Source organism: Geodermatophilus sp. SYSU D01180 (genome assembly GCF_054050415.1).
The window spans coordinates 41,810-55,231 of record NZ_JBJGZH010000026.1; the positions used below are offsets into that span (position 1 = coordinate 41,810).

Sequence of the window (13,422 nt, forward strand, 5' to 3'; positions counted from 1 at the left end):
CGCCGGAGGGGTCGGGCGGACGGCGTCCGCGGCCGATCCCCAGGGCATGACGGGGATGCTGACGCGGCGGCTGCCCGACTGCCGCCCCCTGCTCGCCGACCCCGACGACCTCACGCTGGTCTTCCAGCCGATCGTCGACCTCGCGCGGGCCCGCGTGGCCGGGTACGAGGCGCTGTCCCGCTTCCCGGGCACCGCCGGCCCGGACGTGTGGTTCGCCGCGGCCGCCGACGCCGGGATCGCCGCCGAGCTCGAGGCGCTGGCCCTGCACAAGGCCCTGGCCGCCGTCCCGGACCTGCCCGCGGACACCTTCCTCACCGTCAACGTCGGCCCGCACCTGCTCGGGACGGCGCCGGTGCAGGAGGCGCTGGCCGGCCGCCCGGCCCTGCACCGCGTCGTCGTCGAGCTGACCGAGCACGCGCCGGTCGACGACCTGGGCGCGCTGCGGGTCCAGGTCGCCGCGCTGCGGGCGCGGGGCGCGCTGATCGCCCTCGACGACACCGGCTCGGGCTGGTCGGGCCTGCAGCAGCTGGCCGCCCTGCGGCCGCAGCTGGTCAAGCTCGACCGCTCCCTGGTCGCCGGCGCCGACACCGACCCGGTGCGCATGGCGCTGGCCGAGATGGTCGGCGAGTTCGCCGGCCGGATCGACGCCTGGCTGCTCGCCGAGGGCATCGAGACCCGCGGTGAGCTGGCCGCCTTCTGCCGGCTCGGCGTGCCGCTGGCGCAGGGGTGGCTGCTCGGCCGGCCCTCCCCCGGCTTCGCGCCGCTGGACCCGGACGTCGTCGCGCTGGTCCGCGGCTGCGCCGCCCGCGCCCGGACGGCGTCCACCGTCGCGAGCCTGCTGCGGCCGGTGCGCCAGTGCGAGGTCACCGAGGCCTTCCCCGGCGTCCCGCCGGTCGTCCTGGTGGGCCCGCAGGGCGAGCCGCTGGCCCTGCGGCTGACCGACCCGCGCACCGGGCAGGCGCACACCGCGCCCGTGTCACTGCGCGCCGAGCCGACCGACGACGTCACCGCCACCCTGCACCGGGCGCTGACCCGCTCGCCGGCCCAGCGCTTCGACCCCGTGGTCTGCACCGACGCCGCCGGCGCCGTGGTGGGCCTGCTGCGCGTCGAGGACCTGGCGTCGGCGGCCGCCGCCCGCTGATCGACCGCACCACCCACCCTCCCGAGAGGAACCGCCCGGTGAAGACCTCCACCTGCGGGGACGTCGTCCCCGGCTGCACCGCCTCGTTCACCGCCGCCGACGACGCCGGGATCCTCTGCCAGGTCGCCGGGCACGCCGCGGCCACCCACGGGTTGACCGAGGTCGGCCCGGAGCTGGTGGCGGCCGTCTGCGCGCACATCCGCGCCGCCTGACCCCGTGCGCGGGTCGATCCGCTCGGTCCGGGGGAGCTGCGGCACGCCGCTCACGCTGTGTCCGGGGGTGGCCGGCCCGCCCCCGGGACGGGTGGGACCGGCGGGTCCGTAGGGTCGTGATCAGGCCCGTGCACTGGCCAGATGCCCAGTCGGCGTGTCACGGTGCCCCGGGCCGGGCCCCCTCGAGGGGGACCGGTCCGTCCCGGGCACCCGCCCGGGGCCGCCGCCGCGGACCCGCGGTCGGCGCCCACCCGGCGGCCCGCCGAGACCGCGCGGCCGCGACGTCCCGAGAGGAACCCCGTGAACAAGGCCGAACTCGTCTCCGCCATCGCCAAGCGCGCCGACGTCCCCAGCTCCACCGTCGACGCCGTGCTGAGCGGCCTGCAGGAGGAGCTCGTCGAGGCGATCACCCGCGGCGAGAAGGTGGCCGTCTCCGGCCTGCTCACCGTCGAGCGGACCCAGCGCTCGGCGCGCACCGGCCGCAACCCGCAGACCGGTGAGTCCATCGAGATCCCCGCGGCCAACACCGTCAAGGTGACCGCCGGCTCGAACCTGAAGAAGGCCGCGAGCAACGTGCCGGTCTGATCCGCCGGGGCCCCCGCCGGGGCGGCGCCTGCCCCCTGTGACCTCGCCCACGTCCCGTGGGTCAGGATGCGCAGGCAGGCGCCGCCCGAGGGCGGCGGTGCCGGGACGGAGGAGCACGTGGCGAGCGGACTGACCTTGGAGACCGACCCGGCCGAGGTGGGCCTCGACGCCTGCCGGCTGGAGCGCCTGGACAGGCGGCTGGCCCGCTGGGTCGACGACGGGCAGCTGCCCGGCTTCCTCGTCACGGTGTCGCGGCACGGCCGGCTGGCCCACGTCGGGCGGTACGGCTCCCGCGACGTCGAGAACGGCCTGCCGGTCGAGGAGGACACCCGCTGGCGGATCTTCTCCATGACCAAGCCGGTGACCTCGGTGGCGGCGATGATGCTGTACGAGGAGGGGGCCTTCGAGCTCACCGACCCGATCACGAAGTGGCTGCCGGAGTTCGCCGAGACCCGCGTCTACGTCGCCGGGTCGGCGCAGAAGCCGGTCACCCAGCCGCAGGTCGAGCCGATCCGCATCCGGCACCTGCTCACGCACACCTCCGGGCTCACGTACGGGTTCCACCACGCCCACCCGGTCGACGCCATGTACCGCGCGATGGGCCACGAGTGGGGCACCCCGCCCGGCGTCGACTCGGCCGAGGCGTGCCGCCAGTGGGCGTCGGTGCCGCTGGTCTTCCAGCCCGGGTCGGAGTGGAACTACGGCGTCTCCACCGACGTCCTCGGCCGGCTCGTGGAGGTCGTGTCCGGGCAGACCCTCGACGTCTTCTTCGAGGAGCGGGTCTTCCGCCCGCTGGGCATGACCGACACCTCCTTCGGCCTGCGCGAGGACGACGACGTCGCCTCCCTGGCCCGCCTCTACGCCGCGGTCCCCGGGCAGCCCGGCGGCCCGGCCACCGCGTTCGCGCCGATCGACGCCATGGGCGAGGCGGCGCACCGGAAGCCCACGTTCCTGTCCGGCGGCGGCGGGCTGGTCTCGACGGCGGGTGACTACCTGCGCTTCTGCGAGATGCTGCGCCGCGGCGGCTCGTTCGACGGCGGCCGGCTGCTCGGCCCGCGGACGCTGGCGCACATGGTCCGCAACCACCTGCCCGGCGACCAGGACCTGGAGACCTTCGGCCGGCCGCTGTTCGCCGAGACGCCGCTGCGCGGGGTCGGCTTCGGGCTGGGCTTCTCGATGGTGCTGGACCCGGCGCGCTACGGCGGCGTCGCGAGCGTCGGCGACTACAGCTGGGGCGGGGCGGCGTCGACGGCGTTCTACGTCGACCCGGTCGAGGACGTCGTCGTCAGCTTCTACACGCAGCTGCTGCCCTCGAGCACGCTGCCGATCCGGGCCTACCTGCGCGCCCTGGTCAACCAGTCGATCGTCGGCTGACGCGTCGAGGCAGAGGAGGCCCTCCCCACGTGCCTGGCGCCACGACGTGGGGAGAGCCTCCGTCGCCTCAGAGGTAGCGGCGGTAGACGACGGTGGCGACCATCGCGGGCTTGGTCTGGCCCTCGACCTCGACGGTGACGTCCATGTTCATGGCGACGCCGCCGTCGAAGGGGGTCGCGGAGGCCAGCGTCGCGCCGGCGCGCACCCGGCTGCCCACCGGCACCGGCGAGGGGAAGCGCACCTTCTCGGTGCCGTAGTTGACGCCCATCCGGAAGCCGCTGATCTCGACGATCTGCGGCAGCAGCGACGGGACGAGCGACAGCGTCAGGTAGCCGTGCGCGACCGGCCCGCCGAACGGGCTCTCCTTCTTGGCGCGCTCGACGTCGACGTGGATCCACTGGTGGTCGCCGGTCGCGTCGGCGAACTGCTGCACCTGCTCCTGGGTGACCTCGACCCAGTCGCTGTAGCCGAGGTGCCGGCCCACGAGCCCCTGCACGCCCTCGACGCCGTCCACGGTGGTCTGCGCCATCGCCTGTCCTCCTGTGTCCCTCGGTCCGGACCGCCGGTGGTCTGGTTGGCTGACTCCACCACATCGGCCGGGACGGAGGCGACGGGGTGCTGCGACTGGGCCGGCGGGACGTGCCCGACGGCGGGCTGGTGGTCATGGCGATCGTCAACCGCACGCCGGACTCCTTCTACGACCGCGGGGCGACGTACGAGCTCGCCGCCGCGGTGGAGCGGGTCGACCGGGTGGTGGCCGAGGGCGCGGACATGGTCGACGTCGGCGGGGTGAAGGCCGCGCCGGGGGCGGAGGTCTCCCCCGCCGAGGAGATCCGCCGCACCGTGGACCTGGTCGCCGCCATCCGCGCCGCCCACCCGGACCTGCCGATCTCGATCGACACCTGGCGGGCCGAGGTCGCCCGGGAGGTGCTGGCCGCGGGCGCCGACGTCGTCAACGACGCGTGGGGTGGCGTGGACCCCGAGCTGGCGGGGGTCGCGGCCGAGGCGGGCGCGGGGATCGTGTGCACGCACGCCGGCGGGCTGCCGCCGCGGACCCGGCCGCACCGGGTGCGGTACGACGACGTGGTGGCCGACGTCGTGGCGCGGACGACGGCGCTGGCCGAGGCCGCGGTCGCGGCCGGCGTGGACCGCGAGCGGGTGCTGGTCGACCCCGGCCACGACTTCGGCAAGAACACCCGGCACTCGCTGGAGGCCACCCGCCGGCTGGGCGAGCTCGTGGCCACCGGCTGGCCGGTGCTGGTGGCGTTGTCGAACAAGGACTTCGTCGGGGAGACCCTCGACGTCCCGCTGGAGGAGCGGCTGACCGGCACGCTCGCCGCGACGGCGGTCAGCGCGTGGCTGGGCGCCCGCGTGTTCCGCGCCCACGACGTCGCCGCGACCCGCCAGACACTGGACATGGTCGCGGCCATCCGCGGCGACCGTCCGCCGGCGCGGACCACCCGTGGCCTGGCCTGAGCCGCCCATCGCCGTCCGGGACCGTGCGGGCGCGACGGAGGGCCCTTCCGCCGCGCGGCCGGACGGATCATGCTCGGGTCGCCCGCCGGGGCGCCGGGTCCCGCGGGGACGGTGCCGGGGAGGCCGTCATGACCGAGCAGGCCGCAGGCGTCGAGGAGTCCCGGGCCCACGGGCCGCGGGTGGTGGTGGGCGTCGACGGGTCGGCGGGGGCGCGCGCCGCGCTGCGGTTCGCCCTCGACGACGCCGTCCGCCGGGACGTGCCCGTCGAGGCGGTCACCGTGTACCGCCCGCCCGAGGCGTGGATGGACTTCGACGTGGTCGGCGACGTCCACTACGACCGGGCCGAGGCCGCGGCGGTGGAACGGGCCGAGGCGTTCGTCGAGGAGGTGCTCCGCGAGGTGCCGGAGCCGCACCCGGTGATCCACGTGACGGCCGTCCTCGGCTCGGCCGCCGAGGGGCTGGTCCGGGAGTCGGAGGGCGCGGACCTGCTGGTGGTCGGCAGCCGGGGGCACGGCGGGTTCTCCAGCGTGCTGCTCGGCTCGACCGGCCTGCAGTGCGTCCTGCACGCGCCGTGCCCGGTCACCGTCGTCCACTCGGCCGAGGCGCACCGCGAGCGGCTGCACCTGCGCCGCCGCACCGACGGCGAGCGGGTCCGCACCCACCGCCGCCGGCTCCGCCGGCAGCGGGCCGACTCCGCCGCTCCCTGACGGCGCCGGGTCCCCGCTCGCGCGGCGCTACGGTCGCGGCCATGGCCGCCACCGGGTTCCTCACCGCCGACGAGCTCAACACGCTGCTGCCGGGCACCCTGCCCGGGCTGATCGGGCTGACGATCACCGCGCACGAGCCGGGCCGGCTCGAGGCCGCCCTCGACGTCCGCCCGGAGCTGCTCGCGCCCAACGGCTACCTGCACGCGGCCACCGTCGTCGCGCTGGCCGACACCGCCTGCGGCCTGGCCACCCGCGCGCTGCTGCCCGACGGGTCGGCCGGGTTCACGACCATCGAGCTGAAGAGCAACTTCCTCGGCACCCTCCGCGAGGGCCGGCTGCGCACGGTGGCGACGAACGTGCACGCCGGCCGGACGACGCAGGTGTGGGACGCCGTCGTCGCCTCCGACGCCGGGAAGACCCTCGCGCTGTTCCGGTGCACCCAGTCGGTGCTCTGGCCCAGGTGACCGGCCAGTAACCCGCGTGTCGCGCGACACACCCGGGGTGTGAGACTGGCGCCACTACGCACCCCTGAGGAGGAGCACCGTGGCTCTGGCCAGTCGTTACCCCGACGTCGAGATCCCCGACCAGTCGGTCCCCGAGTTCGTCCTCGCCGGCGGGGCGTCGCGTCCGGACGCACCCGCCCTGGTCGACGGGCTGACCGGTGACTCGATCACCCACGGCCAGCTGGCGACCTACGTGGACCGGGTCGCGGCCGCCCTCGCCGCCCGCGGCCTGCGCAAGGGCGACGTCGTCGCGGTGCTGTGCCCCAACACCATGTGGTACCCGGTCGTCTTCCACGGCATCGCCCGCGCCGGCCTGGTGATGAGCCCGATCAACTCGCTCTACACCGCCCACGAGGTCGCCTACCAGCTCAAGGACTCCGGCGCGAAGGTGCTCGTCACCGTCTCGCCGTTCCTCGACCGGGCGCTCGAGGCCACCGAGCAGACGCCGGTCGACGAGGTCATCGTCATGGACGGCGCCGAGGGCCACGCCTCGCTGCTGGACCTCATCACCAGCGACGCCCCGTCGGTCGAGGTGGACATCGACCCGGCGAACGACCTGGTCACGCTGCCCTACTCCAGCGGCACCACGGGCCTGCCCAAGGGCGTCATGCTCACCCACCGCAACCTGGTGGCCAACGTCAGCCAGTCCCGCCCGCTGGTGGCGCTGGTCGAGGGCGACGAGCGGATCATCGCCGTCCTGCCGTTCTTCCACATCTACGGCCTGACCGTGCTGATGAACCAGGGCCTCCAGTGGGGCGGCACCGTGGTCACCCTGCCGCGGTTCGACCTCGAGCAGTTCCTGCGCACGATCCAGGACCAGCGGATCACCCGCGCGTTCGTCGCGCCGCCCATCGTGCTGGCGCTGGCCAAGCACCCGATGGTCGACCAGTTCGACCTGTCCTCGCTGCGCAGCATCACCTCCGGCGCCGCGCCGCTGGACGAGGCGCTGGCCCAGGCCGCCCAGGACCGGCTGCGCAAGGGCGCCGCCGACGGCGTCGTCGTCGCGCAGGGCTACGGCATGACCGAGCTGTCGCCGGTCTCGCACACCACCCCGGACGCCGACCGGCTGCCCGAGGGCGTCACCGAGGTGCCCAAGGGCTCGGTCGGCCTGGCGCTGCCCAACACCGAGTGCCGCCTGGTCGACCCGGAGACCGGCACGGACGCCGCCCCCGGCGAGCGCGGGGAGCTGTGGGTCCGCGGCCCGCAGGTCATGAAGGGCTACCTCAACAACCCGACGGCGACCGCCGACACCCTCGACGAGGAGGGCTGGCTGCACACCGGCGACGTCGCGATCGTCGACGAGGACGGCTGCTACACCGTCGTCGACCGGGTCAAGGAGCTGATCAAGTACAAGGGCTACCAGGTGGCCCCGGCCGAGCTCGAGGCCGTGCTGCTCGGCAACCCGGCGATCGCCGACGCCGCCGTCATCGGCGTCAAGGACGAGGAGAGCGGCGAGGAGCTGCCCAAGGCGTTCGTCGTCAAGGCGCCCGGCGCGGAGATCTCCGAGCAGGACGTCATGGACTACGCCGGCAGCCGGCTCGCCCCGCACAAGAAGATCCGTGCGGTGGAGTTCATCGAGCAGGTGCCCAAGTCCGCGGCCGGCAAGATCCTGCGCAAGGACCTCAAGGCCCGCGCCTGACGGTCCTCACCAGCGGGCCGGTTCCCCTCCCGGGGAGCCGGCCCGCTGTCGTTCCCCGACGGCCCGCCTGCAGGGTCCCGCCGCGAGCCTGCGAGTGGCGGGGGGCAGGGGGGTCCTTTCTCAGGGCGTGCCGAGGACGGCGTCGCGGGTGCGCGCGTGGCGGGCACCGGCGAACCGCAGGACCAGCCGGGCCGGGCGGGACGCGGTCTCGAGCACCGTCACCCGCTCGGCGGGGTGGCAGGCGTCCAGCAGCCACGGCAGCGTGAACAGCGCCTGGGCGGCCGGCAGGCCGCGGCGGGCGGACCGCTCGGCGCGGTGGCGCTCGGCGGCGGACACGTGCTCGTCGACCAGCGGCAGCACGCCGGCCTCCTCGGCGTCCAGCCGGGCGGCGACCAGGTCGGCGAGGTCGGTGAGCGCGACGGCCAGGGCGGGGGCGCCGGCGCTGGCGTTCCGCGCGAACAGCGGCAGCGCCAGGACGGCCCGCGTGAGCGCCTCGTCGAGGACGGCGTCGCCACCGGGGCGGCGCAGGTCCGGGCCCCCGCCGGGCAGCACGACGCGGGACACCGCGGCCTCCAGCCGCCGGCGCAGCACCGCGTGCGCCCGGACCTCGGCCAGCACGCCGCTCGTCCAGCGGACCAGCTCGCGCTGCCGCTCGGGGCAGCAGGGCTCGTCGAAGGCGATGCCGGTCAGCGCCCCGGCCACGACCCGGGTGCCCGAGCGCAGCGCCTGGTGCAGCAGCGCGTGGTCACCCAGGGAGCGGACCGGGCCGCGGCGGGCGGGCGCGCGGCGGACGGGGGCGGGGGACGTCGTCGTCGGGGTGCTCGTCGTGGTCATGCCGGGGACGGTGCCGCCCGGTCCCTGCAACGGGCTTGCGGCCTGCTTGGACGGCGCCTCGAGGCGTCTCAGGAGCGGCGCGCGGCCGCCCCGGCCGCGGTCGGCGGGACGCCGACGATCCGCTTGTAGGCGCGCGAGAACGCCGCCTCCGACTCGTAGCCCAGGTCCCCGGCCAGGTCCCCGACCCGCGCCCCCCGCCCCAGGGCGACCGTGGCCAGGTGCATGCGCCAGCGGGCCAGGTAGTGCATCACCGGCTCCCCGGCCAGCTCGGTGAACCGGGCGGCGAACGACGAGCGCGACATGCGGGCCTCCCGCGCCAGCCGGGTCAGGGTCCAGGCCGAGCCGGGCTCGCGGTGCAGCGACGCCACGGCCCGCCCCACCTGGGGGTCGCGGAGGGCCCGGAGCCACCCCGGGCCCGTGGCCGCGGTGTCCAGCCACGCCCGGACGGCCTGGACGACCACCACGTCGGCGAGCCGGGTGATCACCGCCTCGGCGCCGGGCCGGTCCACCGCGGCCTCGTCGGCGAGGACCCGCAGCAGCAGCGGCAGCCAGCCGGCCCGGGCCGGGTCCGACCCGTCGACCACCAGGACCGGCGGGAGCAGGCCGAGCAGGTGGGCGGCGCCCGGCCGGTCGGGCTCGACCACCCCGCACACCATCGCCGCCGGGGAGCCGCCGCCGTCGAGCCGCAGGACGGAGTAGTGGTCGCCCAGGTACCGCTGGGGCAGCAGGTCGGCGCGCCCGGCGACCGGCGCCCCGGGGCCGCTGCGCAGCAGGTGCCCGCGGCCGTGCGGGACCAGGGCGAGGTCCCCGACGCCGAGCTCGTGCCGCTCGCCGTCGACCTCGAGCAGGCAGCTGCCCCGGGTGACGGCGTGGAAGCTCATGCACCCGGCGAGGGCGGGCATCTCCAGGCCCCACGGCGCGGTCGCCTCCGCCCGGCAGTAGAAGGTGCCGCGGATGCGGAGGTCGGCCAGGACGCCGCCGAGGGGGTCGACCGGCGCCCAGGGCCGGGTGTGGTCCCCGGCGGTCCCGGCATCCGCGTGCACGGTCCCAGCCTGCTGACGCCCGCACCGGGCGTCCAGGCCCGCCGGACGAACGGGCACCGACCGCGGACGCGCGGTCATGGGCTCCGGCCGCCACTCCCGCCAGTGTCGAGGGCGACCGGCGACGGGCGCCGGCGGGACCGGGAGGAGCAGGGACGTGCGCGTTCTGGTGGTGGGTGCGACGGGTGGGTCCGGGCGGGCGGCCGTGGAGGCGCTGGTCGCGCAGGGGCAGGAGGTGACCGCGTTCGCCCGGCGGGCGTCGGCCGCGTACGCGGGACGTCCCGGCGTCCGGGCCGTGGACGGCGACGCGACGACGCCCGGGGACGTGGCGCGGGCGGTCCGCGGGCAGGACGCCGTGGTGGTGACCCTCGGCATCAGCGAGTCCCCGCTGCGGGTGCGCCTGCTGGGCAGCCGCGGCACCCCGCTGGACGTCCGCTCGCAGGGGACGGCCGCGGTGGTCGCCGCGATGCGGGAGCACGGGGTGCCGCGGCTGGTCGCCCAGTCCTCCTACGGCGTCGGGGAGACGCGCGAGCGGCTGCCGCTGTCGGCCCGGCTGGTGTTCACCCTCCTGCTGCGGCCGCAGATCGCCGACCACGAGCGGCAGGAGCGGGTCGTCCGGGACAGCGGCCTGGACTGGACGATCGTCCAGCCGGTGTACCTCACCGACGGCGACGAGCCGGCCGCGACCTCGCCGACCGGGGACACCGAGGGGATGCACGTCTCCCGGCGGGCGCTGGGCGGGGTGCTCGCCGACCTGGTCGCCGGGCCCGGGGACGGGCGCTGCGTCACCGTCTCCGGCGCCACGGCGCCCGTGGTGCCCGTCCGGAGCGCCTGAGAGCCGGCTCGCGAGAGGTGGCACGTGGGGGTGGCCCTCTCGCAGGGGCCCGCCGCGAGCTCGCGAGCGGTGGGGGGCGAGAGGGTCCTCCTAGGGTCGGGGGCATGCGTGCGGTGATCGCGAGTGGACCCGGCGGCCCCGAGGTGCTCGGCTGGGGTGAGGTCCCCGACCCGGTGGCCGGTCCCGGCGAGGTCGTCGTCGACGTCGCGGCCACCGCCGTCAACCGGGCCGACCTGCTGCAGCGGGCCGGCCACTACCCGCCGCCGCGGGGCGCCAGCGAGGTCCTCGGCCTGGAGTGCAGCGGGATCGTCAGCGAGGTCGGCGAGGGCGTGACCGGCTGGTCGGTGGGCGACGAGGTGTGCGCGCTGCTCGCCGGCGGCGGGTACGCCGAGCGGGTCGCCGTCCCGGCGGTGCAGCTGCTCCCCCGCCCCGCCGGCGTGGAGCTGGCGACCGCGGCCGCGCTGCCCGAGGTCACCTGCACCGTCTGGTCCAACGTCTTCCAGCTCGCCGGCCTGCGGCGGGGCGAGGGCTTCCTGGTGCACGGCGGGTCCAGCGGGATCGGCACGATGGCGATCCAGCTCGCCGTCCGGGCCGGCGCGCGGGTGTTCACCACCGCCGGCAGCGCGGCCAAGCTCGAGTTCTGCCGCGAGCTCGGCGCCGAGGTGACGATCGACTACACGTCCGAGGACTTCGTCGAGCGGGTGCGCGAGGAGACCGACGGCGCCGGCGTCGACGTCGTGCTGGACAACATGGGTGCGGAGTACCTGGCCCGCAACGTCGACGCGCTCGCCGTCGGCGGCCGGCTGGTGGTCATCGGCATGCAGGGCGGCACGAGGGCGGAGCTGGACATCGCGAAGCTGCTGGCGAAGCGGGCGTCGGTGGCGGCCACCGCGCTGCGCTCGCGCCCGCCGGCCGGCCCGGGCGGCAAGGCCGACATCGTCGCCGCGGTGCGGGCGGAGGTGTGGCCCGACGTCGAGCGGGGGGTGGTCCGGCCGATCGTCGACCGGCGGCTGCCCATGTCGCGGGCGGCCGAGGCGCACCGCGCCGTCGAGGCCAGCGAGCACATCGGCAAGGTGCTGCTGCTCCCCGACGCGTGAGGACGGCGCGGGGGACGGCGGCTAGAGCAGCGCGCCCCGCAGCGCCGCCACCGAGTCGATCACGTAGCCGACCTCCTCGGCGGTGTTGTAGTGCACGAGCCCGAGCCGGACGGCGCCGCCGAGCTCGTTGACGCCGAGCGCGTCGAACAGCTCGCGGGCGTAGAAGTCGCCGTCCCACGCGCAGATGCCGCGGCGGGACAGCTCGGCGGCCACCTGCCGCGGGCGCATGCCGGGCACGGTGAACGACAGCGTCGGCGTCGTGTGCTCGGGGAAGCCGACGACCTGCACGTGCCGCATGGCCCGCAGCGCCTGGTCCAGCCAGTCGAACAGGCTGGTCTCGTACGCGGCGACGGCGGCCATGGACGCGCGCAGCCGGTCGCGGCGGCTGCCGGTGGCGTCGTCGCACAGGCCGGCGAGGTGGTCGACGGCGGCGGTGACCCCGGCGTAGAGCTCGAACGGCGGCGTGCCGGTCTCGAACCGGTCGGGGACGCGGTCGGGCGTGGGCAGCAGCCGGTCGGGCGCGAGCTCGGCGAGCAGGGCCGGGTCGGCCACCACCGCGCCGACGTGCGGACCGCACCAGGTGTAGGCCGACACGGCCAGGAAGTCCGCGCCCAGGGCGGCCTTGTCGAGGTACACGTGCGGCGCGGCCTGGACGGCGTCGACGAAGACCAGCGCCCCGACGGCGTGCGCGCGGGCGGCGATGGCGGCGACGTCGGGCCGCGTGCCGATGGCGTTGCTGGCCGCCGTCACCGCCACCAGGCGGGTGCGCGGGGTGATGAGGTCGTCGTACTGCCAGGCGGGCAGCTCGCCGGTCTCGATGTCCACCTCGGCCCACCGGACCACCGCGCCGGCCTGCTCGGCCATCTGCACCCAGGGCCGGATGTTCGCGTCGTGGTCGAGGCGGCTGACCACCACCTCGTCGCCGTAGCGCCAGGTGCGCGACAGCGCCCGGGCGACGGCGTAGACGAGCGTGGTGGCGTTCGGGCCCAGGACGACACCGGTGGACACCCCGCCCACCAGGTCGGCGACCGCGGACCGCGCGCCGGCCACCAGGGCCTCGGTGCGCGCCGAGGCCGGGAAGACCCCGCCGCGGTTGGCCACCGGCACCCGCATCGCCGAGGAGACGGCGTGCACGACGCTCTCGGGCATCAGCGTGCCCGCGGGGGCGTCGGTGTGCACGAAGCCGTCGGAGAGGCCGGGGAACAGGCCACGGACGCGCGCGACGTCCAGCCGTGGTTCCCCCGGGTGCATGCGGGCGACCCTAGTTGGGCGCTGCACCGGGACCGCCGCCGCACCCGGCACCCCGCCGCCCCCCGTTCACCCGATGACGGCGAGGGGCAGGATGGGGGCATGACGGCACCGGGGAACGGCATGGAGCGTCCGCAGCAGGTCGTCGTCGTGGGTCCCGACGGACGACCGGTCGGCACGATGCCCGTGCCCACCGGCGGCCCGGACGGCGACGGCGACGGCGCGCCCACCGTCGGCGAGATGGTCGAGCAGCCCGCCAAGGTCATGCGGATCGGCACGATGATCAAGCAGCTGCTCGAGGAGGTCCGCGCCGCGCCCCTCGACGACGCCAGCCGGGCCCGGCTGCGGGACATCCACACCTCGTCGGTCCAGGAGCTGGAGCAGGGCCTGGCGCCCGAGCTGTCCGAGGAGCTGCGCCGGATCACCCAGCCCTTCGGTGAGGGCGAGACGCCGTCGGACGCCGAGCTGCGGATCGCGCAGGCCCAGCTCGTCGGCTGGCTGGAGGGCGTCTTCCAGGGCATCCAGACGGCGCTGTTCGCCCAGCAGATGGCCGCCCGGGCGCAGCTGGAGGAGATCCGGCGCGGGCGGGCGCTGCCCGGTGGCCAGGGCACCCCCGACGCGCGCCCCGGCGGCGGCCAGTACCTGTAGACGCGGCAGCGGCCCCGGCCCCGCGGGCGCGCCGCCCCCGGACCCGCGGCCCGCGGCGGGGTTTCTCTGACCCCGGAGGGCGG

General features: G+C 76.3%; 15 protein-coding genes. 11 read left to right on the forward strand and 4 right to left on the reverse strand.

Going from position 1 to position 13,422, the window contains the following annotated elements; genetic code table 11:
• The first annotated feature begins 46 nt into the window (after positions 1–46).
• The 4 genes from ACI8AA_RS19645 to ACI8AA_RS19660 all read left to right on the forward strand — a co-directional run bounded on the left by ACI8AA_RS19645 (position 47) and on the right by ACI8AA_RS19660 (position 3,312).
• The gene (locus ACI8AA_RS19645; RefSeq protein ID WP_457046059.1) at positions 47–1,141 is read left to right on the forward strand and encodes an EAL domain-containing protein; all 1,095 of its coding nucleotides are present in this window, start codon (positions 47–49) and stop codon (positions 1,139–1,141) included.
• A gap of 38 nt (positions 1,142–1,179) precedes the next feature.
• The gene (locus ACI8AA_RS19650) at positions 1,180–1,353 is read left to right on the forward strand and encodes a DUF1059 domain-containing protein (protein ID WP_457046060.1); all 174 of its coding nucleotides are present in this window, start codon (positions 1,180–1,182) and stop codon (positions 1,351–1,353) included.
• Positions 1,354–1,494: 141 nt separating this feature from the next.
• Positions 1,495–1,938, forward strand: a complete 444-nt coding sequence (locus ACI8AA_RS19655; protein ID WP_457046061.1) for an HU family DNA-binding protein — start codon at positions 1,495–1,497, stop codon at positions 1,936–1,938.
• Between the two features lie 117 nt (positions 1,939–2,055).
• Positions 2,056–3,312: a serine hydrolase domain-containing protein gene (locus ACI8AA_RS19660; protein ID WP_457046062.1), complete on the forward strand. Its 1,257-nt coding sequence runs from the start codon at positions 2,056–2,058 to the stop codon at positions 3,310–3,312.
• Between the two features lie 67 nt (positions 3,313–3,379).
• Here ACI8AA_RS19660 and ACI8AA_RS19665 read toward each other — a convergent pair whose 3' ends face one another.
• On the reverse strand, positions 3,380–3,841 hold the full coding sequence (locus ACI8AA_RS19665; protein ID WP_457046063.1) for a MaoC family dehydratase: 462 nt from the start codon (positions 3,839–3,841) through the stop codon (positions 3,380–3,382).
• An 86-nt stretch (positions 3,842–3,927) separates the two neighbouring features.
• Here ACI8AA_RS19665 and folP point away from each other — a divergent pair, with 86 nt between their 5' ends.
• The 4 genes from folP to ACI8AA_RS19685 all read left to right on the forward strand — a co-directional run bounded on the left by folP (position 3,928) and on the right by ACI8AA_RS19685 (position 7,637).
• Entirely contained in the window at positions 3,928–4,788 is an 861-nt protein-coding gene (gene folP / locus ACI8AA_RS19670; RefSeq protein ID WP_457046064.1) for a dihydropteroate synthase, read from the forward strand.
• Positions 4,789–4,916: 128 nt separating this feature from the next.
• The gene (locus tag ACI8AA_RS19675; RefSeq protein ID WP_457046065.1) at positions 4,917–5,495 is read left to right on the forward strand and encodes a universal stress protein; all 579 of its coding nucleotides are present in this window, start codon (positions 4,917–4,919) and stop codon (positions 5,493–5,495) included.
• Positions 5,496–5,536: 41 nt separating this feature from the next.
• A complete protein-coding gene (locus ACI8AA_RS19680; protein WP_457046066.1) occupies positions 5,537–5,959 on the forward strand; it encodes a PaaI family thioesterase in 423 nt (140 codons plus the stop codon).
• 79 nt (positions 5,960–6,038) lie between these two features.
• Positions 6,039–7,637 carry an AMP-binding protein gene (locus ACI8AA_RS19685; RefSeq protein ID WP_457046067.1) on the forward strand — a complete coding sequence of 533 codons (1,599 nt, stop codon included), beginning with the start codon at positions 6,039–6,041 and terminating at the stop codon, positions 7,635–7,637.
• 120 nt (positions 7,638–7,757) lie between these two features.
• Here ACI8AA_RS19685 and ACI8AA_RS19690 read toward each other — a convergent pair whose 3' ends face one another.
• Both ACI8AA_RS19690 and ACI8AA_RS19695 read right to left on the reverse strand, forming a co-directional pair.
• On the reverse strand, positions 7,758–8,471 hold the full coding sequence (locus ACI8AA_RS19690) for a hypothetical protein (RefSeq protein ID WP_457046068.1): 714 nt from the start codon (positions 8,469–8,471) through the stop codon (positions 7,758–7,760).
• A gap of 68 nt (positions 8,472–8,539) precedes the next feature.
• A complete protein-coding gene (locus ACI8AA_RS19695) occupies positions 8,540–9,514 on the reverse strand; it encodes an AraC family transcriptional regulator (RefSeq protein ID WP_457046069.1) in 975 nt (324 codons plus the stop codon).
• 154 nt (positions 9,515–9,668) lie between these two features.
• On the opposite strand from ACI8AA_RS19695, the gene ACI8AA_RS19700 reads away from it, so the two are divergent.
• Positions 9,669–10,346 (forward strand): NAD(P)-dependent oxidoreductase, encoded by a 678-nt coding sequence (locus tag ACI8AA_RS19700; protein WP_457046070.1) that lies wholly within the window; start codon positions 9,669–9,671, stop codon positions 10,344–10,346.
• Positions 10,347–10,450: 104 nt separating this feature from the next.
• On the forward strand, positions 10,451–11,443 hold the full coding sequence (locus ACI8AA_RS19705; protein ID WP_457046071.1) for an NAD(P)H-quinone oxidoreductase: 993 nt from the start codon (positions 10,451–10,453) through the stop codon (positions 11,441–11,443).
• A 21-nt stretch (positions 11,444–11,464) separates the two neighbouring features.
• On the opposite strand, the gene ACI8AA_RS19710 is transcribed toward ACI8AA_RS19705, so the two are convergent.
• On the reverse strand, positions 11,465–12,694 hold the full coding sequence (locus ACI8AA_RS19710; RefSeq protein ID WP_457046072.1) for a cysteine desulfurase-like protein: 1,230 nt from the start codon (positions 12,692–12,694) through the stop codon (positions 11,465–11,467).
• Between the two features lie 99 nt (positions 12,695–12,793).
• Here ACI8AA_RS19710 and ACI8AA_RS19715 point away from each other — a divergent pair, with 99 nt between their 5' ends.
• Positions 12,794–13,339, forward strand: a complete 546-nt coding sequence (locus ACI8AA_RS19715) for a bacterial proteasome activator family protein (RefSeq protein ID WP_457046073.1) — start codon at positions 12,794–12,796, stop codon at positions 13,337–13,339.
• Positions 13,340–13,422: the final 83 nt, after the last annotated feature.